Raw genomic sequence first — 24,739 nt, 5'->3', positions numbered from 1 at the left:
AAGGGGTACTGATGGATACAGTAGAGGAACTTAACGGAACATACTTTTATAAAGGGGTCTGCAACATTTCTGCAAGTGAGCTATTTTTCTGGATTTTCCTCGATAAGATTGATGAACAATTTGGGGGAATTAAAGATGTGGTAACAATGTCATGTATCATTCTTGGGTTACCATTGTTGAAAACACGGGGTAAGCCATATGGGGCAACACAAGGTACATCAATTGCCTCCAAATATTCTCGTGAGTTTCTTAACGTAAGATTGCCCGTCAGGCTTCCTACCATCACCAATGCCAGCATCAGATATTTAAAACCAATGATGACTAACAATCTGGGGGCATTCGTTGGACGAACAATTCCTGTGATTGGTTGGGCATTACTCGCAAGTGATGTCGCCCAAATTGTCTATAAAACGGTGAATACCTACAACACCATTGCCAGAGAGGAAGATCGCGTATGGTGACGGATAACGAGGTATTAGAATTTTTTCGGGGAGAGTTATCTCTCGCGGTAACGTTTACTTTCAAGCCTATCCCGATTGAACTTGATACGCCGCTGCAAGGTTACGCTGAATGGGATGAATTACCGTATGCCATTGATGATTTTGGAGAGAAATATAACGTTGATGTTTCTGTGATTGATTTCGAGGCCTATTACCCGTGGGAAAGAGAATCGGTCTATCGAAAATGGTTTACCAAAGAACCCATCAAGCAAGTGTCAAAACCGCTTACTGTGCGTATGTTCGCAGAATCAGCCAGAGCAGGCCGCTGGTTATATGATTGATTACAAGGAGGGTTGAAAATGGCTGTACCCGTTCATTTATTTTTAAAAGACGATGGTGGCGCGATGATTCGTGGAGGCTCGGATGTCCAGGGACGTGAAGGCAGTATTGAGTTACGTGGTTTAACACATAACCTTAGCATTCCAACCGATGGTGCCACTGGAAAGCTAACCGGCACACGCCAACATGGCCCATTTCTTTTTGACAAAGAGATCGATTCCTCCAGCCCATACCTTTACAAAGCAGTTGCGACAGGTAGACACTTCAAAGTGCGGAACTTAAGTTCTATCACATAAACGACGCAGGCCAGGAAGTGGAATACTTTAATACCCTGCTTGAAGGTGTAAAAGTTGTATCAGTGACACCAATCGTGCATGACACACGTACGGTAACGGGAACCGGATATTTGGAAAGCGTACAACTGCGCTATGAAAAAATCACCTGGTGTATTGTAGATGGCAATATTCAATATACCGACGCCTGGAACGAACGCACTACGGCATAAAGCAAAAGTGGCGTAATACCCCAAAAAAGGCGCCCTTCGGCGCCTTAATTACCATCACACTCTCACCCCTTCACCGCTTTCCCCGCAATCACCCCGATAAACTCCAGCACCTGCTTTTGCTTACGCGCGGAGAGCTTTTCCACGGCGCGCAGGGATTTCATCAGTTCTGACTCTTCGGGTTCGGGCGTGCGGGCGGTTAACACAATGCAGCCTTGCATTACGCGCACATCGACGCGGGTGCCGGTGTCGAATCCGGCGGCTTTAAGCCACTGGCCCTTCATCACGATGGACGGAAACTGGACATACTTCACCGGCAAACGGCTGTAATCAGGATAACCGCTCGCATAACCCACCTTCAGGCAACGGTTATCTGCGACGTACACTTCTGGATCAAATGAAACTGCAATACAATGCGTATCAGTCATGATGGCTATTCTCGTGAAATAGTTACTGTGATTAGCGATGCGGAGGTGTTGGCGCACCTTCGCATCGCGCTAATAAAACCCCTGTAAATTACCCCAGTAATTGGCGGGAAGTCCAGATGTAAATAAGATGAAATAAGCGCGATTAGCACGCTTTCGGAATAAATAGAAATCCTCTCTATCCCAATAAACATAGTATTATTCACCGTATAAATTCATTCCTGTCCCATCCTCCTGATACCTGCCATTTCCAGAAAATAACGCCCATCTGTATCAGGCCAAAAATGCGATCTAACTCACTGAATCAAATATCAAACTCTGAAACAACACCGTTTTGTACACTTTGCTTTACACTTTTAGTGATGTAAATCACAAATATAAACCCGTGAAGTGATCCGACTCTCACAAAATGGGGTGTACTCATTCAGCAATACAGTATGAGCACAGCCTGGAAAGTTAAGTTTTCAGTATTTCCCCTCTCCACGGGGGCACCATCGCAAATGGCAAATCAACACGCAAAAAAAAACTTGTTGAATATGAACGGGTAAAAAAATGACGTGTGATTTGCATCACCTACATTTACAGCTTTTTAAATTATTGCCAGTGATTAATGTTGACCAGGCTATTTCCATAATCAATTAAATCTTGCATAGTGCCTCCACATTATTTCTCCCCCTGACTCAGGAGGTGAATAGTTATATTTCATCAGACTTTATTGATGAACCAGGTATGCTTTACTTCACATTAATACGTACATGACCACTGTTACTGGAGAAACAAAATGAATTATCCGGCAGAACCCTTCCGTATTAAAAGCGTTGAAACTGTATCTATGATCCCGCGTGATGAACGCCTTAAGAAAATGCAGGAAGCGGGATACAATACTTTCCTGTTAAATTCGAAAGATATTTATATTGACCTGCTGACAGACAGTGGCACCAACGCAATGAGTGACAAGCAGTGGGCCGGAATGATGATGGGTGATGAAGCCTACGCGGGCAGCGAAAACTTCTATCATCTGGAAAGAACCGTGCAGGAACTGTTTGGCTTTAAACATATTGTTCCTACTCACCAGGGGCGCGGCGCAGAAAACCTGTTATCGCAGCTGGCAATTAAACCGGGGCAATATGTTGCCGGGAATATGTATTTCACTACTACCCGTTATCACCAGGAAAAAAATGGTGCGGTGTTTGTCGATATCGTTCGTGACGAAGCGCACGATGCCGGTCTGAATATTGCTTTTAAAGGTGATATCGATCTTAAAAAATTACAAAAGCTGATTGATGAAAAAGGCGCCGAGAATATTGCCTATATTTGCCTGGCAGTCACGGTTAACCTCGCAGGCGGGCAGCCGGTCTCCATGGCTAACATGCGCGCGGTGCGTGAACTGACTGCAGCACACGGCATTAAAGTGTTCTACGACGCAACCCGCTGCGTAGAAAACGCCTACTTCATCAAAGAGCAAGAGCAGGGCTTTGAGAACAAGAGCATCGCAGAGATCGTGCATGAGATGTTCAGCTACGCCGACGGTTGTACCATGAGTGGTAAAAAAGACTGTCTGGTGAACATCGGCGGCTTCCTGTGCATGAACGATGACGAAATGTTCTCTTCTGCCAAAGAGTTAGTCGTTGTCTACGAAGGCATGCCATCTTACGGCGGCCTGGCCGGACGCGACATGGAAGCCATGGCGATTGGTCTGCGCGAAGCCATGCAGTATGAGTACATCGAGCACCGCGTGAAGCAGGTTCGCTATCTGGGCGACAAGCTGAAAGCCGCGGGTGTACCGATTGTTGAACCGGTGGGCGGTCACGCGGTATTCCTTGATGCGCGTCGCTTCTGCGAGCATCTGACGCAGGACGAGTTCCCGGCGCAAAGCCTGGCTGCCAGTATCTATGTGGAAACCGGCGTACGTAGTATGGAGCGCGGAATTATCTCTGCGGGCCGTAATAACGTGACCGGTGAACACCACAGGCCGAAACTGGAAACCGTGCGTCTGACTATTCCACGCCGCGTTTATACTTACGCGCATATGGATGTAGTGGCTGACGGTATTATTAAACTTTACCAGCACAAAGAAGATATTCGCGGGCTGAAGTTTATTTACGAGCCGAAGCAGCTCCGTTTCTTTACTGCACGCTTTGACTATATCTAAATAATAATTATGGCCCCATCTCAGGATGGGGCTTTTTTGTATTTCTTTTCCATGAACAGGAAGCCTTTGCGGTGCCCGTTACCGTGACATAACTACAAAAGTAAACCCTGACTCCGACATTTTTATTATCCGCATGATGTACAAATGACAGCTGTAATTATAACGAATAGTCTACAGGAACATTTATCATGGATATTAATGCCATTGAGCGACAGAGTAGTACCCCCGGACTGATTAGCGGAACCATGTTGGTTATCGCGACCGTAGTGGGTGGAGGGATGTTTTCCCTGCCGATTGCGATGGCTGGCGTATGGTTCCCCGGTGCGTCAGTTATTCTTCTGTTTATCGCCATCATGATGTTATTAACCGGTCTGATGCTGGTCGAAGTTAATCTGCATTATGGCGCCGGTGCCAGTTTTAATACCTTTACTCAGGATTTATTAGGCCGAAAGTGGAATATTGTGGTCGGTATCGCTTTCGGCTTTGTGCTGTATATTCTGACCTATGCCTATATCTCTGGTTCGTCGGCGGTGATGGCGCAAACCGTGTTCAAATACAGCGGCGTGCGCTTTCCGGCGAATATCTCGGTGGTGATCGTCAGTATGCTGGTCGGGGCGATTGCCTGGTACAGCTCCTTGTTGGTTGGACGTATTACTACCGTGTTGATTATCGGTAAGTTTATTGCGTTCTTTGCCACCTTCTCTGGCCTGGTGGGGCATATCGAAGTGGCGAAACTTGTCGACAGCGTGGCGGTGGCGCTGCCCAATTCGCAGTACCTGCCGTATATCCTGATGACGCTGCCGTTCTGCATTATCTCGTTTGGTTTTCACGGTAACGTGCCGAGCCTGGTTAAGCTGTATGGCACGAGCGGGATCTCAAATATTACGCGTTCGATTATCATCGGCACGCTGTTTGCCCTGCTGCTGTATATTTTCTGGCTGGGCGTCACGATGGGCAACATCAGCCGTTCCTCATTCCCACCTATTATCGCCAAAGGCGGCAATATCGATGTGTTTGTCGAGGCCATCAGCGGGCTGTTCACCAGCCGTTATATGGATCTGATCCTGACCTTCTTCGGCAACTTCGCGGTAGCCAGTTCCCTGCTGGCGGCGACGCTTGGCCTGTTCGATTACATCGCCGACCTGTTTCACTTCCCGGATGACGGCATGGGTCGCCTGAAAACCGCGCTGGTGACCTACTTCCCGCCAGCCGCCGTGTGCTTCTTCTTCCCGAACGGGTTTGTCCACGCCATTGGTTACGCCGGTCTGGCCTTTACCATCTGGAGCGTGATCCTGCCGCCGTTCCTGGTGAAAGCGGCGCGGAAACGTTTTCCGACCGCCAGCTATACCGCGCCGTGTAATAACACCGTGCTCAATCTGGTCATTGTCTGTGGGGCGGTTGTCTATCTGACGGTTGTTCTGGACGTATTTGGTCTGCTGCCAACGTTTCGCTAGACGGAGTCAAAATGAAAAACGTGTTGTCTGTTCAGTCGTCAGTCGTTTATGGCTATGCCGGAAATAAAGCCGCCGTGTTGCCGATGCAGCTCTCGGGGATCGATGTCTGGCCGTTTTACACCGTACAGTTTTCCAACCACACCCAGTACGGGATGTGGCAGGGCATGGCGATGCCGCACGGCGAGCTGAGCGCCATCATCAGCGGGCTGGATGACCTGCAAAAACTGGCGCAATGCGATGCCGTGCTGTCCGGGTATCTCGGGGACAAACGCCATTGCGAAGAGGTGAAGCTCGCGGTCACCACCATTCGCCAGCGTAATCCCCAGGCGCTCTATTTTTGCGATCCGGTGATGGGCGACCCGCAAAAAGGCTGCATCGTCGCGCAGGGCGTGGAGTCCTTTTTTGTCGATGACGCCATTCAACTGGCCGATGTGATGGGGCCGAATCTCTATGAGCTGGGCGTGCTGACGGGCAGACAACTACGTAGTTTTGACGAGGTGGTGGAAGCGGCGCAGCAGCTGGTGGCGTGGGGTGTGAAGAAGGTGCTGGTGAAACATCTCGGCGACTGCTCGCGCGACAAACAGGCGTTTGAAATGCTGCTGGTGACGGCGGAACAGACGTTACACATCGCCCGGCCGCTGTATACCTTTGCCAAAATGCCGGTGGGCGTTGGGGATCTGATTTGCAGCGTGATGCTGGCTTCACTGCTCAACGGTTATGAGGACAAGCAGGCGCTGGAGCGGACCACCAGTGTCGTCGATGCGGTGATGCGGCTGACGAAAGAGCACGACTCGTATGAACTGCGGCTGATAGACGCGCGTCACCAGATAATGGAGCCGCAAATTCGCTATCTGGCAACGGTGCTGTAGCGCCGCAAGGAGGCTCTATGTTTCTGACACTGCTACGATTTCAGCATCCGCTGATCTACCGTTTTGCATGGCTTCGTCTGTGGGTCAGGGTGTTAAGAGCGTGCGGGCTGCGTAAGTGAAAGGGGAGAACATTTTTCTCTGCTGCCGGATGCGGCGCTTGCGCCTTATCCGGCCTACAAATGAGCGTGAAACGTAGGCCCGATAAGCGAAGCGCCATCAGGCATTAGCGCCAGGCATTACACGCGGAAGTAGCGTGGTGGGATCAACGCGGAAAAGGCGTCGAACTTCTTCACCATCTTTTTCCAGAACAACATAACAACAATCCTCGATTTGAAACATCGGCGCTATTTTAGTCAGCGCCGACAAATCGTAAAGCCAGTCGCTTCGTTTCGATCCTGAAGCGGTGTAAACCTTTTTGGTCACCGCGTCGTCAAATACGGTTGCCGTAAATTTGACGGGGTTGACAAGGGATTACGCCATAAACCAGTAATAAAAGAGACCGACTTTCAGGCCGAGGATCACAATGTAGGCGCAGCAGTATTTCATGGTGCCAGACATTATCTGGTTGGCCTGTCCGTCCATTTTGGTGGCTGAAACCGCAATGGCGATACTCTGCGGCGAAATCATTTTCCCCCCCGTTGCACCAGAAGTATTCGCCGCCGCGAGCCAGTTGGGATCGATATGCAGTTTACTGGCGGCAATGGTTTGCAGTTTGCCGAACAAAATATTCGAGTTGGTATCGCTGCCGGTAACAAACGTGCCCAGCGCGCCAATCACCGGGGCGAGGAAGACGTAGGAACTGCCGGTCAGATCGACAATCGACTGGGCCAGCGTGGAGATAATCCCGCTGAGATCCATCACCGTGGCCAGCGCGACAATCGCCATAATCGCCACAATGGAATTTTTAAGCTGGAAAATGGTTTTGATAAATACTTCCAGCATCCCGCGTGCGGACGCTCCCTGAATAAAACCGCCGATAAGGGTCGCAAAGATGATCAGCATCCCCGGCGTGGTCACCCATTCAACTTTCAGTGCCAGCGTGTTGCCGTCGGCGAGCGTGAAATGCAGCACCGAGGCCAGTTGGGACGCCGCGCCTTTGATCGTCGGGAACAGCGGTGAGCACAGCAGGATAAAAACAAAAATAAACAGATAGATAGAGCCTACGCGGAACAACACTTTTGCCGAGCGCGGCGTGGTTTCGCGGGTATGGCTGACCTCAATGCGCCACTCGGGATCGGTTTTCCCTTTGCGCAGGCGGCTGACCATCGCCACGGCAAACAGGCTGACCAGGCTACCGGCAAAGGCGGGCAATTCCGCGCCAAGATGAATGGCGACAAAATATTGCGGAACCAGCGTGGTGATGCCGCAAATCAGCGTGATCAGAAATACGCCACGAATGGCTTTCAGGCCGCCGCCAATAATGCAGACAATGACAAACGGCAGCAGGATATTAAACAGCGCGAGCTGCAGAATAATGGTTCCGCCTAAGGTATACACCGGCAGATTAACCTGTTCCGCCAGAATAGAAACCGGGATCCCGACCGCGCCGAACGCGGTGGGAACGGTATTCGCCACGAGAGAAGCGATCGCCGCCTTCAGCGGGTTGAATCCCAGCGCAATAAGAATGCCGATCGGAATGGCGACCGCAGTGCCATAACCTGCCGCGGCTTCAAGGAATCCGCCGAAGCACCATGAAATCAGTAGCACCTGAATACGCTTATCTTCGCTAATGCTGGCGAGAATATCGCGCAGAATATCCAGCGCCTTGGTCGCCTGCATGACGTTATAACTGAAGATGGCGCCGAGGATCACAATCACAATCGGCCATAACCCCTTCAGGGCGCCATAGCCTATCGCGGCTTTCAGATTCTGTACGGGCATTTCCCAGAATATGGCCGACAGCGCGGCAGTGAATACCAAAGAGATCAACACGGAATAATGGATGGGCATTTTCAATTTCAATATTAAAAATACCATCAGTAGTAAAGGAGAGAGTGCCAGGGCAAACATAAAATATTCGTTCATTGCTATTCCTGATTGGTTCATTAAACCTGATTTATATTTATGGTGGGGAGGCTACATTGCTGGGTTAATAAAGTATGTAAACTGAATCGCTTCAGTGAATAAAGTAATTATGATTTGTAGTTTTGTAACTATTGTAATCTTTTAATTAAAATATAATGCCAGGTAAATATACTTAAGAGTAAGCTGAATACCTATAAATAGTTATTTGATAACCTTTTTAATAATGCTGGTGATGAGAATAGTAAGCACCTGAAACTGTTTTTAAGGTGTTCATAACGCTGTGGTTTTAAATATAAAAATGTGAGCGAGACCGAAAGAAATAAACCTGGTTGTTGCATATGGGGGTTGATTAGGGGATTATTTGGTTTTGTCATACAAATGAAAATACAGACATATGCGACTGTCCTGACTTAAGAAGCGGAGAGTTGGTATCAAAGGAAAACGACCCGAGCATCACCATGAACCCAGGTATTAGTAAAAACAGCAAACAGAAAACTGGGCGTGAAATACGGCTGAACCTTTGCTTGATATCGCGATATCAAGCGCAATAAACAGAAATGAAGCAATGGAGTAGTTATTGTGAATGTAAATTTCTTTGTTACCTGCATTGGTGACGCACTGAAATCACGGATGGCACGAGACTCCGTATTGCTGCTGGAAAAACTGGGTTGTCGCGTTAATTTCCCCGAGAAGCAAGGGTGTTGCGGTCAGCCAGCCATCAACAGCGGTTACATCAAAGAGGCGATCCCTGGGATGAAAAACCTGATCGCCGCCCTGGAAGACAACGACGATCCGATTATCTCGCCAGCAGGCTCCTGTACCTACGCGGTAAAAAGTTATCCGACGTATCTGGCCGATGAGCCGGAATGGGCGCTGCGTGCTGAAAAGGTTGCCGCGCGTATGCAGGATCTCACCTCCTTTATCGTCAACAAGCTGGGCGTGGTGGACGTCGGCGCCAGCCTGCAGGGCCGCGCTGTCTATCATCCCTCTTGTAGCCTGACTCGAAAGCTGGGGGTGAAGGAAGAGCCGCTCACGCTGCTGAAAAACGTGCGCGGGCTGGAGCTGCTGACGTTTGCCGATCAGGATACCTGCTGCGGCTTTGGCGGGACGTTTTCGGTCAAAATGGCCGAGATATCCGGCGAGATGGTGAAAGAGAAAGTCTTACATTTGATGGATGCGCAGCCGGAATATTTGATTGGCGCAGACGTCAGTTGCCTGCTGAACATTGGCGGTCGACTGCAACGGGAAGGCCAGCCGGTCAAAGTGATGCATATTGCTGAAGTGCTGATGAGCCGCTGAGGGGAAAGAGATGTCGATAAAAACCAGCGATGTAGAATTTAAACTGCGCATTCGTCAGCAGATAGAAGATCCGATCATGCGCAAAGCCGTGGCCAATGCGCAGGAGCGTATTGGCGCAAATCGACAAAAAATGGTCGATGAGTTAGGCCACTGGGAAGACTGGCGCGATCGTGCCAGCCAGATCCGCGATCACGTGCTGAGCAACCTCGACGCTTATCTGTATCAACTCTCCGAGAAAGTGACGCAAAACGGCGGCCACGTCTATTTCGCCAAAACCAAAGAAGAGGCCACCGCCTACATTCTGCAGGTCGCGCGCAGCAAAAACGCGAAGAAGGTGGTGAAGTCCAAGTCGATGGTGACCGAGGAGATCGGCGTCAACCATGTCCTGCAGGATGCGGGAATCCAGGTGATCGAAACCGATCTCGGTGAATACATCCTGCAATTGGATCAGGATCCACCTTCGCACGTCGTGGTCCCGGCTATTCATAAAGATCGCTATCAGATCCGCCGCGTGCTGAACGAGCGTCTGGGATATGACGGCCCGGAAACCCCGGAAGCCATGACCTTGTTCATTCGCCAGAAGATCCGCGAGGATTTCCTGAGTGCCGAAATCGGTATTACCGGCTGTAACTTTGCCGTGGCGGAAACCGGTTCAGTATGCCTGGTGACCAACGAAGGCAACGCGCGCATGTGCACCACGCTGCCGAAAACGCACATTGCGGTGATGGGCATGGAGCGTATCGCGCCAACCTTTGCTGATGTGGATGTGCTGATCACCATGCTGGCGCGCAGCGCCGTGGGCGCTCGTCTGACGGGCTATAACACCTGGCTGACCGGCCCGCGTGAGGCGGATAACGTGGACGGACCGGAAGAGTTCCATCTGGTGATTGTCGATAACGGTCGCTCGCAGGTGCTGGGCTCTGAGTTTCGCGATGTGCTGCGCTGCATCCGCTGCGGGGCCTGTATGAACACCTGCCCGGCGTATCGCCACATCGGCGGACACGGCTATGGCTCGATCTATCCCGGCCCTATTGGCGCGGTGATTTCTCCACTGCTCGGCGGCTATAAAGATTTTAAAGATCTGCCGTACGCCTGTTCCTTATGCACGGCCTGCGACAGCGTCTGCCCGGTGCGTATTCCGCTGTCAAAACTGATCCTGCGTCATCGTCGGGTGATGGCCGAGGAGGGCATTACCCCGAAAGCCGAGCGACGGGCGATCAAAATGTTCGCTTATGCCAATAGCCATCCGGGGCTGTGGAAAGTCGGGATGATGGCGGGCGCGCATGCGGCAAGCTGGTTTATCAATGGCGGGAAAACCCCGCTCAAGGTTGGCGCGATTGGTGACTGGATGGAGGCGCGCGATCTGCCTGATGCTGACGGCGAGAGCTTCCGCAGCTGGTTTAAGAAACATCAGGCGCAGGAGAAAAAGAATGGATAACCGTACCGCGTTTTTAAACACCATCGCCCAGGCGCTGGGTCGCCCGCCGCGTTTCGAACCACAAGCGGATGCCGCGCCGGTTAACAATTATGCCAACGAGCGCCTGACCGAACTTAGCCCGCAGCAGCGCTGCGATGCGTTTATCCAGTTCGCCAGCGAAGTGATGCTGGCCCGCTGTGAACTGACTCGCGAGGACCTGGCCGCAGAAGCAGCGCTACGCCTGTGTGAAGAATTGGGTCAGCCGGTAGTGCTGAGCGGCGACAGCCGACTGGTGGCGCTGGGCATCACCGAACGTTTGCAGCAGGAATGCAACGCCGTGGTCTGGGATCCGGCGCGAGGCAGCGAAAATATTACCGAGGCCGAGCAGGCGAAAGTCGGCGTGGTGTATGCTGAGTATGGCCTGACTGAGTCCGGCGGCGTGGTGCTGTTTTCCGCGCCGGAGCGCGGGCGTTCTTTGAGCCTGTTGCCGGAGTCCTCGATTTTCGTGCTGCGTAAAAGCACCATCCTGCCGCGCGTGGCGCAACTGGCAGAAAAACTGCATCAGAAAGCGCAGGCCGGTGAGCGTATGCCGTCGTGCATTAACATTATCAGCGGACCCAGCTCGACGGCGGATATTGAGCTTATCAAGGTGGTTGGGGTGCATGGCCCGGTGAAGGCGGTGTATCTGATTATTGAGGATTGTTAAGGCAGGAGAAGAACCGCTCTGGCGCTGGGGGCCAGAGCGGTATCGATGTTATGCAATCATGCTGATGATCAACACGATAATCAGACCAACCACGGAGTTCACCAGCTCCAGCAGACCCCAGGTTTTCAGCGTATCCTTCACCGACAGGTCAAAGTAGCCTTTGAACAGCCAGAACGAGGCATCGTTGATATGGGTCAGGGTGTTGGAGCCAGCCGCCGTCGCCAGTACCAGCAACGCCGGATCGACGCCCACCAGTTGACCGGTTGCCGGGTCGAGAATGGCTGCGCTGATAATCCCCGCCGCCGTCATGGCTGAGACCACGCCCTGACCGGTTGCCAGACGAATAAGCACGGTTATCAACCACGCCATGATGTATGGAGAAATATTGCCGTGCGACATCAGCATGCCGATGGTATCGCCGATGCCGGTATCGATAATGGTCTGCTTCAGTACGCCGCCCGCGCCGATGATCAGGATCACCATGGCGATGCTTTTCACCGCGTTTTCAAAGGCGTTCATCACCCACTGCATGTCGTGACCACGCGCGGTACCAAACAGCACGAAGGCGACAATCATGGCGATAAACATCGCAATTGGCGAGGAGCCTAAGAAGTTGACCACTTCCCACGCCTGCGTTCCTTTCACCAGCCAGATGTTGGCGATGGTGGTGGAGATCATGATGATCGCCGGGATCAGCGGAACCAGAATAGAGATGCCGAAAGACGGTAGATTGTTCTGGTCAACCGGTACGTCGGCCTTCATGAATGACGGCGTCGGGCGATCGAGGTTGCCGAGGAACTTCGGCAGGATAAGCCCGGCGCAGATCACGCTCGGAATAGTCACCAGAATACCGTAGATGTAGACCATACCCATGTCAGCGCCGTAGGCGTTAACCAGCGCGACCGGACCTGGCTGCGGTGGGAACAGAGAGTGGGCGGTGGTGGCGGCGGCAACGGCAGGAATCGCCAGCTTGAGGAACGGGATCTTCGCTTCTGCGGCAATGACGATCACCAGCGGCGCCAGCATAATAAACGCCACTTCATAGAACATCGCCAGGCCAAAAATCAGACCAATAATGATCACCGACAGCTGTACATAGCGCAGCCCGAGTCGAGCCAGCAGCGTATGAGCAATCTGATGCGCCGCTCCGGAATCGACCATCAGCTTACCGATGACTGCCCCGAATACCACGATAATCGCCAACTCACCCAGCGTGCTGCCAAAGCCGGATTTCATGGTGTGCAGCAGCGCCATTAAGTCCATACCCGCCAGCATGCCGACCGAGAGCGCCGCCAGCAGCAAGGCGACCATCGAGTTTATTTTGAATCTTAGATTGAGCACCAGCATCAGACCGATGCCGAATACGACCCACAGAATATTGAGAACATGCATATAACGTCTACCTTTATTGGTTGAACTATTATGATTTTGGTTGAGATGTTATCCGTATTGGTTAACCATTGATGCGATGAATGTCACATTGCGTTACATGTTTACATCTTTACTGCGCTTCCTGGCCGCAAAATGGCGATCTAATCAGCAAAAATCGTGATTTGGTTAACCAATTAATCCCTTCAGGTTGACATGTCATACCAAAAGGAGGAATTTATGTGCCATATCGTCGAGTCCATAACGTAAATGAGGAATAAAAGATGGAACAGACATGGCGCTGGTATGGTCCTAACGATCCGGTCACCTTAGCGGATGTACGTCAGGCGGGTGCCACGGGCGTGGTCACCGCCTTGCACCATATCCCGAACGGGGAAGTGTGGACGGTTGATGAGATCCTAAAACGCAAAGCCATTATTGAGCAGGCGGGCCTGGTCTGGTCGGTCGTCGAAAGCGTACCGATCCACGAAGACATTAAAACCCGTTCTGGTAACTATCAGCAGTGGATCGCCAACTACCAGCAAAGCCTGCGTAACCTGGCCCAGTGCGGCATTCGTACCGTGTGCTACAACTTCATGCCGGTTCTCGACTGGACCCGTACCGACCTGGAATACGTCCTGCCGGACGGCTCCAAAGCGCTGCGTTTTGACCAGATTGAATTTGCCGCCTTTGAGCTGCACATCCTCAAACGTTCGGGCGCGGAAGCGGATTACACCGCCGAAGAGATTGCTCAGGCGAATGAACGCTTCGCCACCATGAGCGATGAAGACAAAGCGCGTCTGACCCGCAATATCATCGCCGGTCTGCCGGGCGCGGAAGAGGGCTATACGCTTGACCAGTTCCGCCAGCATCTTGCGCGTTATAAAGATATCGATAAAGCCGCACTGCGCGAGAACTTTGCCGTCTTCCTGAAAGCAATTATTCCTGTGGCGGAAGAAGCGGGCGTGCGGATGGCGGTACACCCGGACGATCCGCCGCGCCCAATCCTCGGCCTGCCGCGCATTGTTTCCACCGTGGAAGATATGCAATGGATGGTCGATACGGTCAACAGCATGGCGAACGGTTTTACCATGTGCACCGGCTCCTACGGCGTCCGGGCGGACAACGATCTGGTCAACATGATCAAACAGTTTGGCCCACGTATTTACTTCACCCACCTGCGCTCCACGCTGCGTGAAGATAACCCGAAAACCTTCCATGAAGCGGCGCATCTTAACGGCGACGTCGATATGTACGAAGTCGTGAAAGCGATCGTTGAGGAAGAGCAGCGCCGTAAAGCCGAGGGTAAAGAGGACCTGATCCCAATGCGTCCGGACCACGGCCACCAGATGCTTGACGATCTGAAAAAGAAAACCAACCCAGGCTACTCCGCGATTGGTCGCCTGAAAGGGCTGGCGGAAGTGCGTGGCGTTGAGATGGCTATCCAGCGCGCTTTCTTTAGCCGCTAAAGCGAGTTGCCGGTCACCTGTCTGGCCGGCTTTTTCTTTTCTCTTCCGTTGGTCATTCAACGGGTTCTGGAGTTCACGATGACAACGACAATTGCCAATAGCAACCTGCCGGTTGCTCGCCCTGCATGGGACAGCTCGCGCCTGCAATCCCGCATTGTTCACCTGGGATGCGGCGCATTTCACCGCGCGCACCAGGCGCTGTACACCCATCATCTGCTGGAAACCACCGACAGCGACTGGGGGATCTGTGAAGTTAACCTGATGCCGGGTAACGACCGCGTCCTGATTGAAAACCTGCGCAAACAGCAACTGCTGTATACCGTGGCGGAAAAAGGCGCGGACAACACCGTGCTGAAAGTGATTGGCTCGATGAAAGAAGCGTTGCACCCGGAGCTTGACGGCTGTGATGGTATTTTACAGGCTATGGCGCGCCCGCAGACGGCAATTGTCTCGCTGACGGTCACGGAAAAAGGCTACTGCACTGATGCTGCCAGCGGTCAGTTAGATCTCAATAACCCGCTGATTAAACACGATCTGGCGAATCCAGGCACGCCGAAATCGGCGATTGGTTACATCGTGCAGGCGCTGCATCTGCGTCGTGAGCAAGGGCTTGCAGCCTTTACCGTGATGTCTTGCGATAACGTGCGTGAAAATGGTCATGTGGCGAAAGTCGCGGTGCTGGGTCTGGCGCAGGCGCGCGACCCGCAGCTGGCGCAGTGGATTGAGGCTAACGCCACTTTCCCGTGCACCATGGTAGACCGCATTGTTCCGGCGGCGACGCCAGAAACGTTGCAAGAGATTGCCGACCAGTTGGGGGTGTACGATCCGTGTGCTATCGCCTGTGAGCCGTTCCGTCAGTGGGTTATCGAAGATAACTTTGTCAACGGTCGCCCTGACTGGGATAATGTTGGTGCGCAGTTCGTTGCCGATGTGGTGCCGTTTGAAATGATGAAACTGCGTATGCTCAACGGCAGCCACTCTTTCCTCGCGTATTTGGGCTATCTCGGCGGCTATGAAACTATCGCTGATACCATGACAAATCCGGCGTACCGCAAAGCGGCGTTCGCGCTGATGATGCAGGAGCAAGCGCCGACGCTGTCGATGCCGGAAGGCACCGATCTTAACGCCTATGCGACGCTGCTCATTGAGCGTTTCAGCAACCCATCACTGCGTCACCGCACCTGGCAGATTGCGATGGACGGCAGCCAGAAATTGCCGCAGCGCCTGCTGGATCCGGTGCGTCTGCATCTGCAAAACGCCAGCGACTGGCGTCACCTGGCGCTGGGCGTGGCGGGCTGGATGCGCTACACCCGTGGCGTGGATGAACAGGGGCAGGCCATTGATGTTGTCGACCCCTTGCTGGCTGAGTTCCAGCGCATTAACCAACAGTTCCAGGGGGCCGAACGCGTGACGGCGCTGCTGGGGCTGAGCGGCATTTTTGGCCATGATCTGGCGGAAAACGCTGATTTTGTGGAGACAATTATCGCGACGTATCAACAGCTGTGTGAACACGGCGCACGCGAGTGCGTTGCGGCGTTAGGCGCTGACGCATAATCCCCGAAGTATGACGGGTCAATCAAAATGCTGATTTGGTTGACCCGTTTTCTGTTTTTGGCTTCCCGCAAATGCTATAGTTCAGGCGAAAAAACGTTTTTTGTAGGCTTGATAAGATGCGTCAGCGTCGCCATCAGCCAACGGCACAGGTGCCGGATGGCAGCGCATGTGCCTTATCCGGCCTACGGATCTGAATTGACGCATCTGACGGACATAACACGATGAAATCGAACACTTCTCAACAAAGACCCTACCAGGAAGTGGGTGCAATGATCCGCGATCTGATTGTCCAGACGCCGTACCTGCCCGGGGAGCGTTTGCCGCCGGAACGTGAAATTGCTGAGATGCTCAACGTCACTCGCACGGTGGTTCGCGAAGCGTTAATTATGCTGGAAATTAAAGGTCTGGTGGACGTGCGTCGCGGCGCCGGGATCTACGTACTCGACAATGCAGATGCGCAGACCATCGACAGTACGGATGTCAATCATTGCAATGACGCGGGCCCGTTTGAGCTGCTGCAGGCGCGACAGCTGCTGGAAAGCAATATCGCCGAATTCGCCGCGCTGCAGGCTACGCGTGAAGATATCGTTAAAATGCGCCAGGCGTTACAGCTGGAAGAGCGGGAGCTGGCCTCCAGCGAAGCGAACGGTTCTGAAAGCGGCGACATGCAGTTCCATCTCGCCATAGCCGAAGCCACGCATAACAGCATGCTGGTGGAGCTGTTTCGCCAGTCATGGCAGTGGCGTGAAAACAACCCGATGTGGATCCAGCTCCATAGCCACCTTGACGATACCCATTACCGTAAAGAGTGGATGGGCGACCACAAACAGATCCTGGCGGCATTAATCAAAAAGGATGCCCGCGCAGCCAAGCTGGCAATGTGGCAGCATCTGGAAAACGTCAAACAGCGCCTGCTGGAGTTTTCAAATGTTGATGACATCGACTTTGATGGTTATCTGTTTGATTCCTGGCCGCTGGATAAAGTTAACGCCTGATTTTCCTTCCTCTCCCATGCGGGCTGTTGCAGCCCGCGCGACACTTTTCAGCACAAAAGTTTATTGCATAACAACGCTTTTTTCTCGTCATGAACGTCACGTAAAAAAAGGTTTCCATCACCTCAGATGATGATTTTTCCTCCGTCGTTACGCGGTGAAAATTGATTTATATCAATTAAAAACAACTTATTTTCGCATGCGAAAAAATGCATTGTTTACCTTATTTTTACCTTTCCGTGCTTATTTTTAGACAAAACGGGCCTGTGTTAAGTGAGAATCAAACTGATTTCCGCGGTGGTCAGAGCGAGGCTGCCCGGAATAACAGTGCATAAAAACAGGCGCTTCACGGAAATGTAGACATTAATAACGGCACGTAACTTATTGGCTGTAATGATGTTTTGATTTGATGTCATGTTTATTGTCAATAGTTCTGGCTTTTTTAATCAAATGAATAAAAGTGAATATATGTAAAGTTAAAATTACACATTATTCTATAATCAAGTTATCTTTCATTTGAAATGCTGTTCCAGTTTTTTGTCCGTTATTAACAGTTTCATTACTATTGTCACTGTATTTTGCCGTTGACATGTTTTTACACTGACTGCATATTTCATCGCCATAAGCGTGTTTGCGTTCAGGAGATGATAATGCCCTCTCGAGATTACCCCGATATTAGAAAGGCCAGGGGTACCCGTTCAAAAGATATGGTTCTTTTAAGTGCCCGTGTCGATACCTCTCTGTGGGAATATGTTCGTACGCTGGCATTTGAAACCCGTAAAAGTAAACAAGATATTATTGCCGAAGCAATAATGTTATATCGCTCTGTTAATGAGAGCGTAAACGAAGAATCCAAGTAATTACTCTCTGTTCGGGTTTTATTAAACCCAAAATGATATGTGTCTTGCCACTTTATTATTACCTTCATTGGTGTGTTAGAGGTTTTCCCCTTTTCCATAGGGGGCTTTTTTATGCGGGTATTCTGCCTTCATAACAAAGTTGATAGCAAAATTCACAATTAAAAGTGAGTAATAACATGAAAAAGTCAGCAGTGGCATTAGCTGTAATGGTATTAGGGGTAACCTCCGTTCATGCAGCGGAAATTTATAATAAAGATGGCAACAAACTGGATCTGTACGGCAAAGTAAAAGCGGTCCATTCCTGGACTGGCGGCACCGATGCCGACGGTACATACGCGCGTCTGGGTTTTCGCGGTGAGACACAAATCAACGATCAACTGACCGGTTATGGCCAATTTGAAAGTCAGTTTGATGCCTCTAAAGCAGAAGGTTCTCAGAATGGCGTCAATACACGTCTGGCGTTTGCTGGCCTGGATTATGGCCATGACGTTAGCTTTGACTACGGTCGTAACTACGGTATTGCTTATGACGTGGGAGCTTACACTGACACTCTTTCAGAGTTCGGCGGCGACTCCTTTGAAGATACTGACCGCTTCCTTACTACACGTACTGCTGGCGTTGCAACACTCCGCACCAAAAATCTGTTTGGAGCCGTTGATGGTCTGAACATTGGCGCGCAATACCAGGGCCAGGATGACACTAACATTAGCCCGGCAAAACAGCATGGCAATGGTTATGGTTTCTCCCTGGGTTATGACAATATTGCGGATTCCGGCGTATCTGCGATTGCGGCCTACACCACCAGTGCGGTGACTGCTCTGCAGAAACGAAGCGGCTGGGATGGCGAAAACGCAGAGTTCTGGGGCGCGGGTCTGAAATATGATGCTAATGCCATCTACGTCGCGACCATGTACGGCGAGTCCCACAACCTGATTCAGGATGCGGATAAAGCTGAGCACTTTGAAGCAATGGCTGCGTATGTGTTTGATTTTGGTCTGCGTCCGAACGTGGGTTACGTTCACGCGCGTGACAACAACAATAATGACCTGACTGAATACGTAGCGTTGGGCACGGATTACTACTTCAACAAAAACATCGTGGCTGATGTGGGTTACAAAATTAACCTGCTCGACGGCAAAGACGACGACAACCAGGTTGTTGCGGGTCTGACCTATCAGTTCTAAGTTTTTGTTCTGATATGCAAAAGGCGTCTTAGTTAAGACGCCTTTTTTACCTCTGCCGTGTTTAAACCGGCTGACTCTCTTTCACCTGTCCACCGCTAAACAGCCATTGCCAGATGCCCACTTTTACCCATGCGACCACGCAGAGAATCAGGTAAAAAAGTGGATTATGCGTAATGGTAACGTACATGACCTCCATTAAATCCACATGCAAATTTCCGGCAATTGCCATATTGATAACAAAAATTGAGGCTACTGCGCTGGCCAGTAAAATAAATACGGCCTGAAGCTGGGTTATCTCTGGTAACCTGCCAGAGGCCCATTGCCATAAAAATGTTGTTGTTAACAGGAATATAAGAAACAATCCTAACGCGCCAAACAGGCCAAAGTCTTTATAATCCTTTAGCGTGCCAATTAAACCCACCAAAATAATTAACCCCAGTAGTATTTTTTTAAACCATGACATGTACTTTTCCCGAAGATAGTGTTGATGCTGAGTTAATATGTCCATTTTTACGCATTTTAAATTGAGTTTATAAATGAACAGCCGGGGATTATAAATTGTCTGACGGGTAATTGCCGATTATTTGTGGTTTATTAAATGTTGACATTTGATTGCTGACTAATCCTAAGATACCTGTTTATAAGGTTGTCGATTATACCCTTTTGGGGGAGGCGAAACGCTGTTTGTATAATTGTGTGAGGCTAATCAGTGCCGCAATAAACAAGGCGACGGCACCGCATAGCGTGGCATTAACGATCGCTTGAGCGCCGCTTCCCAGCAGGCTGGTTAAGAGCGGCCCGAGTATTTGACCAATGCCGTAAGTCAGGGTGACCAGGCCCAGCAGATTAATATTGCGCGGTACGCTAAGTTGACGGGCGAGCGGCATGACCAGCGAAGTGGTCCCCATAAACGTTGCGCCAAAACCCACGCTGCTTATCACCAGCAGCGGCAAGGAGTCGCTGGCGAGCGTCATGACCACGCAAGCGCTTTGGATCAGTAAATTCGCCGTCAGGCATTGCAATACCCCCTGCGTCGGGCAGCCCACAGCCAGGCGAAACAACCCGGAATAATCGATATGCCGACCAACGACCAGAGATGGGCCGTCAGCAGCGGCGACCCGGCACTTTTCGCCATCAGTGGCAGGTATGTAGCGACAATGATGTAGCCAAATCCGGCTAACCCATACAGTAGCGCCAGCAGCCACCAGGACATAGGCTGATGCTCTGTTTTTACCGGTGCTGCGGCGGGGAGCGCATGGTCGCGAGATGGCAGGAGCATAACGAGTAGCACAAAGAATACAGCGGAAGCTGCCGCTGCCCCCAGCCAGAGCGTGTGCGATGACAGCGCAAAATGCAGACCGCTGATGACATATTCATTGCCCAGCAAAATGCCTGCGCCAACGCCGGAGAACAACGCCGCGATCACGAAGGGATGCCGGGTATGATGCAGGACGATCATCGAACCAAAGATCATCATACCGGCACTGGCGACGCCTGCCAGAAAACGGATCATCATCACCAGCGCGGGCTGCTTAACGCTTGCCATTGCCAGAATCAACCCTGCGGTAGCGAGCGCAGAAGTTAACAACATCGGGCGTAAACGTGAGGGAAGATGGAAGAGCCCGAAGGAGAAGAGCAGGCTTCCCGCCAGATATCCGGCGTAGTTGGCGCTGGCAATCCAGGAGAGCTGGTCAAACGTAAACTGACCTTCCGACAGCAGTACCGGGAGCATCGGCGTATACAGAAAGCGTCCAATTCCCATGCCCAGCGTTAAGACCAGCATGCCAAAGAGCGCGACGCTGATGGCATGACGATTTGAATCGGGGCTTCCCTCGGACATACGGACTCTCATTTCACGCTGTTAGTTTGATAATTGTTATATTACATGTGCAAATGATAATGAAAAGTAAAATAAAAATGGGCGTTTTACTTTCTCCTTAAAAATTCGCCAGCGTCAGCAGGGAAGGAATTTGCGACAACAGATATAACACCAGTCCAATAGAACCGCCGACCAGCGTGCCGTTGATGCGGATAAACTGTAAATCTTTGCCGATGTTTAGCTCAATTTGCTGCGACATATCGCGCGCATCCCAGCTTTTCACCGTGTCGCTGATGTGGCGCGTCAGGAAGGTGGCGAACTCCGGCGCAACTTTATACGCGGCCTGCTCCAGATGCCCATTCAGTGAGGCGCGCAGGGCGCTGTCGGCAACCAGTGTTTCGCCGAACCACTGTCCGGCGCTGGCGATGCGCTGCTTCACGCGCGAATCGTCAGCGTTAATGTCGGTTTTCACCCACTGGCGCAGGTCTGCCCACAGTTCGCCAAGATAACGGTTGAAAGCTTCGTCTTCCTTCAGATAGTTTTTCATGCTTTCGGCCCGCACGGCCATCTCCGGATCGTGTTTGAGCTTATCGATTAGCTTAAACGTGGCGCGATCGAAGGCGTGGCGGATCTGATGCGCCCGATCGTGGCTGATGTCATCCAGTAAGGAATTAACGGCATCAGACACCAGTTCGGCGCTGTGCTCGCCCAGCCATTCAGTCGGCAAGATCTTCGCTTTCAGCGGATGCTCGATCTCCAGCCAGTGCACGATCTGTCGGGCGATAAACGCCCGCGAACTGTCGCGCTGGAGCAGGGCGATAAGTTGGGCGATCAATGTGTCGAGCAACACCTGATGGCGATTGTTTTTGGTCATGCTTTCCAGCATCAGCGCGCTGGTACCGGAGAGATCGACCTTGTCGATGGCTTTGTGCACCGCCCGCTTGATCAGCCGCTGAATGCGGGCGTCGTCGGTGAGTTCGAGAAAACCGCTCATGATCTGCAGCAGATGCTGGCCAATTCGCTGGGCGTTTTCCGGCTGGCTGAACCAGTTACCGATCAACAATGCCGGTTCATGGCGGCGGATCAGGGCGATCAGGGACTGGGTGTCGAGAAATTTTTCCTGCACAAACTGACCGAGATTCTCCCCGATCCGATCCTTATTGCGTGGGATAATCGCCGTATGTTGCGAGATAAACGGGATTGGTACCCGTCGAAAAAGCGCCACCACGGCGAACCAGTCCGCCAGCGCGCCGACCATCGCCGCTTCGGCGATCGCTTTGATCCCGAGCACCCAAAAGTTAGGCGGCAGAAACAGCGTGATGACGAAGGTAGCGGCGGCCATCAGCAGCAATGAGAGCGCCAGTCGCTTGGCGCGTTTGAGTTCAGCAATTTTATTCATAGGCTTAAGGATAGAGCCAGACGGGGGGATCGCGCAAAAAATGTGGAGCGCCTCCCATTTTCAGACGTGCAAAGCTTACTCTGGGATCCAGTTGTCCCAGGCGGGTAAGGGGCCGAGTTCCGCCACCAGAAAATCGATAAACGATCGCACCTTCGGATTGCTGTACTTACTGGGAAAATAGAGCGCATACAGGGCGTGGGTTTCGCAGGTGATGGTGCCGTCGAGCATCAGCGGCGTTATCTCTTCTTTTTGAATATGATCGCCAATCAGATAGGTGGGCAAATACGCCACTCCCTGATCTTCTAACACCGATTTCAGCAATACCAGACTGCTGTTGGCCTGGATAGGCATATGCAGTTTTAACTGATGCAGACGATCCTGTTCATCCGCCACCTTCAGCACCGGCGTGAGACCTGGGTAAACCAGGCAATCATGATTGACCAGATCGCTACGACGCTGGGGCATGCCTTTTTTGGCAAGGTAGCCGGGTGAGGCGCAGTACGCCCAGCGGACAGGCACCAGCTTGCGCATTGCGTAGTTCTGCGGTGGTGCGGTGGAGATTCGCAGGGCGATGTCGAAATCTGTTTCGTTCAGATTCACGAAGTTATCGTTGAGATCGATATACAGATTCACATCTGGGAACTGGGAACGATATTTATCCACCAGGTTCACCAGCCGGGAATAACCAAACGCAATTGAGCAGGTTATGCGTAATTCACCCTGCGGGCTGTGGTAATAACCGGAGGTGGTATTCAGCGTTTCATCGAATTCTTTCAAAAGCTTATTGGCGCGGTTAAAGAGATATTGCCCGGCATCGGTCAGGGTAATACTGCGGGTGGTACGTTTAATTAATGTCGTGCCTAACGTATCTTCCATTGCCGCCAGGCTTTTGCTGACCGCAGATGGCGAGACGTTGAGCTGCGCCGCGGCTTCTGACAATCCTCCGCAGTCGACGATTTTAATGAAAAACTCCAGATGCTTGAGTGAAATCGGCGTACTCATAGTTTCCTTTTATTCACAAGTGATTTGCAAAAACAGTACGAATAGGCCGTTACATTCGCGTTTTAAACATGTAACTATTGAATCACAGGAAACAACTTGCTGGCAAAATGAAAAAATAACAACTTAGGTGAGTTACGTCACAAAATAAAAGGAGGCGAAACGGAAACTCATCACATTGTGAATTTAATCTCATTAAATATTATTCTAAAGGTACCGATTATGTGGTCACGACTCGAACCCTACAGATCGTCGATTATTTTATTAGTTGCTCTGGTGATTGGCGGCTTATTAGGTATTTATGCCCCCTCGTTTGCAAGTAAACTCCAGCCAATCGGCCAGATATTCTTAAATCTGCTATTTATGATTATTGTGCCGCTGGTGGGGATCAGCGTCATGTCTTCGATCGCCAGTATGACCGACCTGAAAAGGCTGGGGCGCATTATGGCGATTATCTTTATTGTTTCGATCGCAATGGCCTTTATTCCGGCTGCCGGGATCGTTGCGCTGGCGCTATGGTATAACCCGGCGCAGGGCGTCACTATCGATCTTTCGCAGTCGGTGCAGGCGGGCAGCGGTAAGATGGATTTTGTCAGCATGATCACGACCAGCGACTTTATCGGACTGTTTTCTAAGTCCAATATTCTGGCGCTGATTGTGATGGCGATTATTGCTGGTGTGGCGATTGGTCAATCGGATCAGGCCGGTAAGCGTATTGCGTCGTTGCTGGAAGATGCCAATACCGTGATCATGAAGATCGTTTCGATCATTATGAAGGTCGCGCCGATTGGCCTGGGCTGCTATTTCGCTGCCACTATGGCCAGTCAGGACTCTGCACTGCTGCTGACCTTTGCTCGCGCCATCGGTCTGTTCATGGTGGCCACGCTGGTCTACTTTGTTTTTGGCTCAATTCTCTATTCGTATATTGGCGGCGGTATTCCGGCGGTCAAAGCCTTCTGGCGTAATGCGATTGAACCGTCTGCGACTGCGCTGGGGACTTGCTCTTCGCTGGGGACTCTCCCGGTGACGCTGCGTGCCGGTAAGGCGATGGGGATTAACCCGGAAATCGTTGATGTCTCCATTCCGCTACTGGTTAACCTGAACAAAGGTGGCGTGGCGATGATTGCCGCGCTGAAAATTGTCTTTATCTATTCCGTGCTGGGCATGGAGTTCACCACCGAGACCTTCTTCCTGACCATGCTGATTGCGGTGCTCTCCGCCATTATCGTCGGCGGCGTACCGGGCGGGGCATTCCTCGGTGAAATCTTTATCGTCACTACGCTGGGCCTGCCAATGGAAGCGATCCCGATGTTAGTAGTGCTGGGCACGATTACCGATGCGCCTGCCACACTGATTAACGTTATCCATGATTTGAATGCGGCGCAGATTGTTGAACGGTTCGCTGGAAAAAAGCAGACCAACACTGAAATAAACTCTACTGCTGCGGTGGTATAGGTTTCACACGGA

Annotated in this window: 21 protein-coding genes and 2 pseudogenes; 15 read left to right on the top strand and 8 right to left on the bottom strand. The window is 51.5% G+C overall.

All coding sequences use genetic code 11. The features are described 5' to 3' along the window. Positions 1-11 precede the first annotated feature (11 nt). The 3 genes and pseudogenes from HVZ39_RS21705 to tssD all read left to right on the top strand — a co-directional run bounded on the left by HVZ39_RS21705 (position 12) and on the right by tssD (position 1,284). The gene (locus tag HVZ39_RS21705; RefSeq protein WP_181632950.1) at positions 12-461 is read left to right on the top strand and encodes an STM2901 family protein; all 450 of its coding nucleotides are present in this window, start codon (positions 12-14) and stop codon (positions 459-461) included. Next, entirely contained in the window at positions 455-781 is a 327-nt protein-coding gene (locus HVZ39_RS21700) for a DUF1493 family protein (protein ID WP_016155588.1), read from the top strand. Before HVZ39_RS21705 ends, HVZ39_RS21700 begins: the two co-directional genes overlap by 7 nt. 18 nt (positions 782-799) lie before the next feature. Next, a pseudogene (gene tssD, locus HVZ39_RS21695) lies at positions 800-1,284 on the top strand (type VI secretion system tube protein TssD). Between the two features lie 62 nt (positions 1,285-1,346). Here tssD and symE read toward each other — a convergent pair. Beyond that, a complete protein-coding gene (gene symE, locus HVZ39_RS21690) occupies positions 1,347-1,709 on the bottom strand; it encodes an endoribonuclease SymE (RefSeq protein ID WP_181632949.1) in 363 nt (120 codons plus the stop codon). A 778-nt stretch (positions 1,710-2,487) separates the two neighbouring features. Here symE and HVZ39_RS21685 point away from each other — a divergent pair. The 3 genes from HVZ39_RS21685 to pdxY all read left to right on the top strand — a co-directional run bounded on the left by HVZ39_RS21685 (position 2,488) and on the right by pdxY (position 6,181). Beyond that, positions 2,488-3,858, top strand: a complete 1,371-nt coding sequence (locus tag HVZ39_RS21685) for a tyrosine phenol-lyase (protein WP_016155590.1) — start codon at positions 2,488-2,490, stop codon at positions 3,856-3,858. A 188-nt stretch (positions 3,859-4,046) separates the two neighbouring features. Beyond that, entirely contained in the window at positions 4,047-5,312 is a 1,266-nt protein-coding gene (locus HVZ39_RS21680) for an aromatic amino acid transporter (RefSeq protein WP_016151548.1), read from the top strand. Between the two features lie 11 nt (positions 5,313-5,323). After that, positions 5,324-6,181, top strand: a complete 858-nt coding sequence (pdxY, locus tag HVZ39_RS21675) for a pyridoxal kinase PdxY (RefSeq protein WP_016155591.1) — start codon at positions 5,324-5,326, stop codon at positions 6,179-6,181. 216 nt (positions 6,182-6,397) lie between these two features. On the opposite strand, the gene HVZ39_RS26465 is transcribed toward pdxY, so the two are convergent. Next, on the bottom strand, positions 6,398-6,604 hold the full coding sequence (locus HVZ39_RS26465) for a hypothetical protein (RefSeq protein WP_176443277.1): 207 nt from the start codon (positions 6,602-6,604) through the stop codon (positions 6,398-6,400). A gap of 48 nt (positions 6,605-6,652) precedes the next feature. Then, positions 6,653-8,206, bottom strand: coding sequence for an L-lactate permease (locus HVZ39_RS21670; RefSeq protein WP_016151550.1), 1,554 nt, complete (start codon positions 8,204-8,206; stop codon positions 6,653-6,655). A 579-nt stretch (positions 8,207-8,785) separates the two neighbouring features. Here HVZ39_RS21670 and HVZ39_RS21665 point away from each other — a divergent pair. Genes HVZ39_RS21665 through HVZ39_RS21655 form a run of 3 tightly spaced genes read left to right on the top strand, consistent with a single transcriptional unit; the run spans position 8,786 to position 11,628 of the window. After that, positions 8,786-9,505, top strand: coding sequence for a (Fe-S)-binding protein (locus HVZ39_RS21665; RefSeq protein ID WP_016155592.1), 720 nt, complete (start codon positions 8,786-8,788; stop codon positions 9,503-9,505). A gap of 10 nt (positions 9,506-9,515) precedes the next feature. Beyond that, positions 9,516-10,943, top strand: a complete 1,428-nt coding sequence (locus HVZ39_RS21660; protein WP_016151552.1) for a LutB/LldF family L-lactate oxidation iron-sulfur protein — start codon at positions 9,516-9,518, stop codon at positions 10,941-10,943. Beyond that, complete coding sequence (locus HVZ39_RS21655; RefSeq protein ID WP_181632948.1) at positions 10,936-11,628, top strand: lactate utilization protein C; 693 nt, start codon at positions 10,936-10,938, stop codon at positions 11,626-11,628. The genes HVZ39_RS21660 and HVZ39_RS21655 overlap by 8 nt, the downstream gene beginning before the upstream one ends. Before the next feature lie 48 nt (positions 11,629-11,676). Here HVZ39_RS21655 and gntP read toward each other — a convergent pair whose 3' ends face one another. Beyond that, positions 11,677-13,020, bottom strand: coding sequence for a gluconate permease GntP (gntP, locus tag HVZ39_RS21650; RefSeq protein ID WP_019078289.1), 1,344 nt, complete (start codon positions 13,018-13,020; stop codon positions 11,677-11,679). A 260-nt stretch (positions 13,021-13,280) separates the two neighbouring features. Between gntP and uxuA the strand changes: the two genes are divergently transcribed. From uxuA to HVZ39_RS21625, 5 genes are all read left to right on the top strand, one after another. Next, positions 13,281-14,465 carry a mannonate dehydratase gene (uxuA, locus tag HVZ39_RS21645; RefSeq protein WP_047414556.1) on the top strand — a complete coding sequence of 395 codons (1,185 nt, stop codon included), beginning with the start codon at positions 13,281-13,283 and terminating at the stop codon, positions 14,463-14,465. Between the two features lie 78 nt (positions 14,466-14,543). Next, positions 14,544-16,019 carry a fructuronate reductase gene (locus tag HVZ39_RS21640; protein WP_181221168.1) on the top strand — a complete coding sequence of 492 codons (1,476 nt, stop codon included), beginning with the start codon at positions 14,544-14,546 and terminating at the stop codon, positions 16,017-16,019. 221 nt (positions 16,020-16,240) lie between these two features. Beyond that, a complete protein-coding gene (gene uxuR / locus HVZ39_RS21635) occupies positions 16,241-17,014 on the top strand; it encodes a Uxu operon transcriptional regulator (protein WP_065554582.1) in 774 nt (257 codons plus the stop codon). Positions 17,015-17,661: 647 nt separating this feature from the next. Further along, positions 17,662-17,871 carry a hypothetical protein gene (locus tag HVZ39_RS21630; protein WP_016151558.1) on the top strand — a complete coding sequence of 70 codons (210 nt, stop codon included), beginning with the start codon at positions 17,662-17,664 and terminating at the stop codon, positions 17,869-17,871. A gap of 176 nt (positions 17,872-18,047) precedes the next feature. Next, positions 18,048-19,055, top strand: coding sequence for a porin (locus tag HVZ39_RS21625; protein ID WP_016155597.1), 1,008 nt, complete (start codon positions 18,048-18,050; stop codon positions 19,053-19,055). Between the two features lie 61 nt (positions 19,056-19,116). Here the strand turns inward: HVZ39_RS21625 and HVZ39_RS21620 are convergent, their stop codons facing one another. The 4 genes and pseudogenes from HVZ39_RS21620 to HVZ39_RS21605 form a co-directional block, all read right to left on the bottom strand. Next, on the bottom strand, positions 19,117-19,518 hold the full coding sequence (locus tag HVZ39_RS21620) for a hypothetical protein (protein ID WP_016155598.1): 402 nt from the start codon (positions 19,516-19,518) through the stop codon (positions 19,117-19,119). A 190-nt stretch (positions 19,519-19,708) separates the two neighbouring features. Continuing rightward, positions 19,709-20,895: pseudogene (locus tag HVZ39_RS21615) on the bottom strand (MFS transporter). Between the two features lie 97 nt (positions 20,896-20,992). Next, positions 20,993-22,273, bottom strand: coding sequence for a DUF445 domain-containing protein (locus HVZ39_RS21610; RefSeq protein ID WP_181632947.1), 1,281 nt, complete (start codon positions 22,271-22,273; stop codon positions 20,993-20,995). Positions 22,274-22,348: 75 nt separating this feature from the next. Beyond that, the gene (locus HVZ39_RS21605) at positions 22,349-23,275 is read right to left on the bottom strand and encodes a LysR family transcriptional regulator (protein WP_016151563.1); all 927 of its coding nucleotides are present in this window, start codon (positions 23,273-23,275) and stop codon (positions 22,349-22,351) included. A gap of 219 nt (positions 23,276-23,494) precedes the next feature. Here HVZ39_RS21605 and HVZ39_RS21600 point away from each other — a divergent pair, with 219 nt between their 5' ends. After that, positions 23,495-24,727 carry a dicarboxylate/amino acid:cation symporter gene (locus tag HVZ39_RS21600; RefSeq protein WP_003019196.1) on the top strand — a complete coding sequence of 411 codons (1,233 nt, stop codon included), beginning with the start codon at positions 23,495-23,497 and terminating at the stop codon, positions 24,725-24,727. The last annotated feature ends 12 nt before the right edge of the window (positions 24,728-24,739 follow it).

Source organism: Citrobacter sp. RHB35-C21 (assembly GCF_013816515.1).
In the GTDB taxonomy this organism is placed as follows: Bacteria; Pseudomonadota; Gammaproteobacteria; order Enterobacterales; family Enterobacteriaceae; genus Citrobacter; species Citrobacter braakii.
Note: the sequence above shows the minus strand (reverse complement) of the source record. Positions and strands in the feature narration are given on the sequence as shown.

Coding starts and splice junctions, on each gene's coding strand:
- HVZ39_RS21705 (WP_181632950.1), top strand. CDS start 12: ATGGATACAGTAGAGGAACTTAACGGAACATACTTTTATAAAGGGGTC.
- gntP (WP_019078289.1), bottom strand. CDS start 13,020: ATGCATGTTCTCAATATTCTGTGGGTCGTATTCGGCATCGGTCTGATG.
- HVZ39_RS21685 (WP_016155590.1), top strand. CDS start 2,488: ATGAATTATCCGGCAGAACCCTTCCGTATTAAAAGCGTTGAAACTGTA.
- HVZ39_RS21625 (WP_016155597.1), top strand. CDS start 18,048: ATGAAAAAGTCAGCAGTGGCATTAGCTGTAATGGTATTAGGGGTAACC.
- HVZ39_RS21660 (WP_016151552.1), top strand. CDS start 9,516: ATGTCGATAAAAACCAGCGATGTAGAATTTAAACTGCGCATTCGTCAG.
- HVZ39_RS21600 (WP_003019196.1), top strand. CDS start 23,495: ATGTGGTCACGACTCGAACCCTACAGATCGTCGATTATTTTATTAGTT.
- HVZ39_RS21680 (WP_016151548.1), top strand. CDS start 4,047: ATGGATATTAATGCCATTGAGCGACAGAGTAGTACCCCCGGACTGATT.
- pdxY (WP_016155591.1), top strand. CDS start 5,324: ATGAAAAACGTGTTGTCTGTTCAGTCGTCAGTCGTTTATGGCTATGCC.
- HVZ39_RS21700 (WP_016155588.1), top strand. CDS start 455: ATGGTGACGGATAACGAGGTATTAGAATTTTTTCGGGGAGAGTTATCT.
- HVZ39_RS21610 (WP_181632947.1), bottom strand. CDS start 22,273: ATGAATAAAATTGCTGAACTCAAACGCGCCAAGCGACTGGCGCTCTCA.
- uxuR (WP_065554582.1), top strand. CDS start 16,241: ATGAAATCGAACACTTCTCAACAAAGACCCTACCAGGAAGTGGGTGCA.
- HVZ39_RS21605 (WP_016151563.1), bottom strand. CDS start 23,275: ATGAGTACGCCGATTTCACTCAAGCATCTGGAGTTTTTCATTAAAATC.
- HVZ39_RS21670 (WP_016151550.1), bottom strand. CDS start 8,206: ATGAACGAATATTTTATGTTTGCCCTGGCACTCTCTCCTTTACTACTG.
- HVZ39_RS21640 (WP_181221168.1), top strand. CDS start 14,544: ATGACAACGACAATTGCCAATAGCAACCTGCCGGTTGCTCGCCCTGCA.
- HVZ39_RS21630 (WP_016151558.1), top strand. CDS start 17,662: ATGCCCTCTCGAGATTACCCCGATATTAGAAAGGCCAGGGGTACCCGT.
- HVZ39_RS21655 (WP_181632948.1), top strand. CDS start 10,936: ATGGATAACCGTACCGCGTTTTTAAACACCATCGCCCAGGCGCTGGGT.
- symE (WP_181632949.1), bottom strand. CDS start 1,709: ATGACTGATACGCATTGTATTGCAGTTTCATTTGATCCAGAAGTGTAC.
- uxuA (WP_047414556.1), top strand. CDS start 13,281: ATGGAACAGACATGGCGCTGGTATGGTCCTAACGATCCGGTCACCTTA.
- HVZ39_RS21620 (WP_016155598.1), bottom strand. CDS start 19,518: ATGTCATGGTTTAAAAAAATACTACTGGGGTTAATTATTTTGGTGGGT.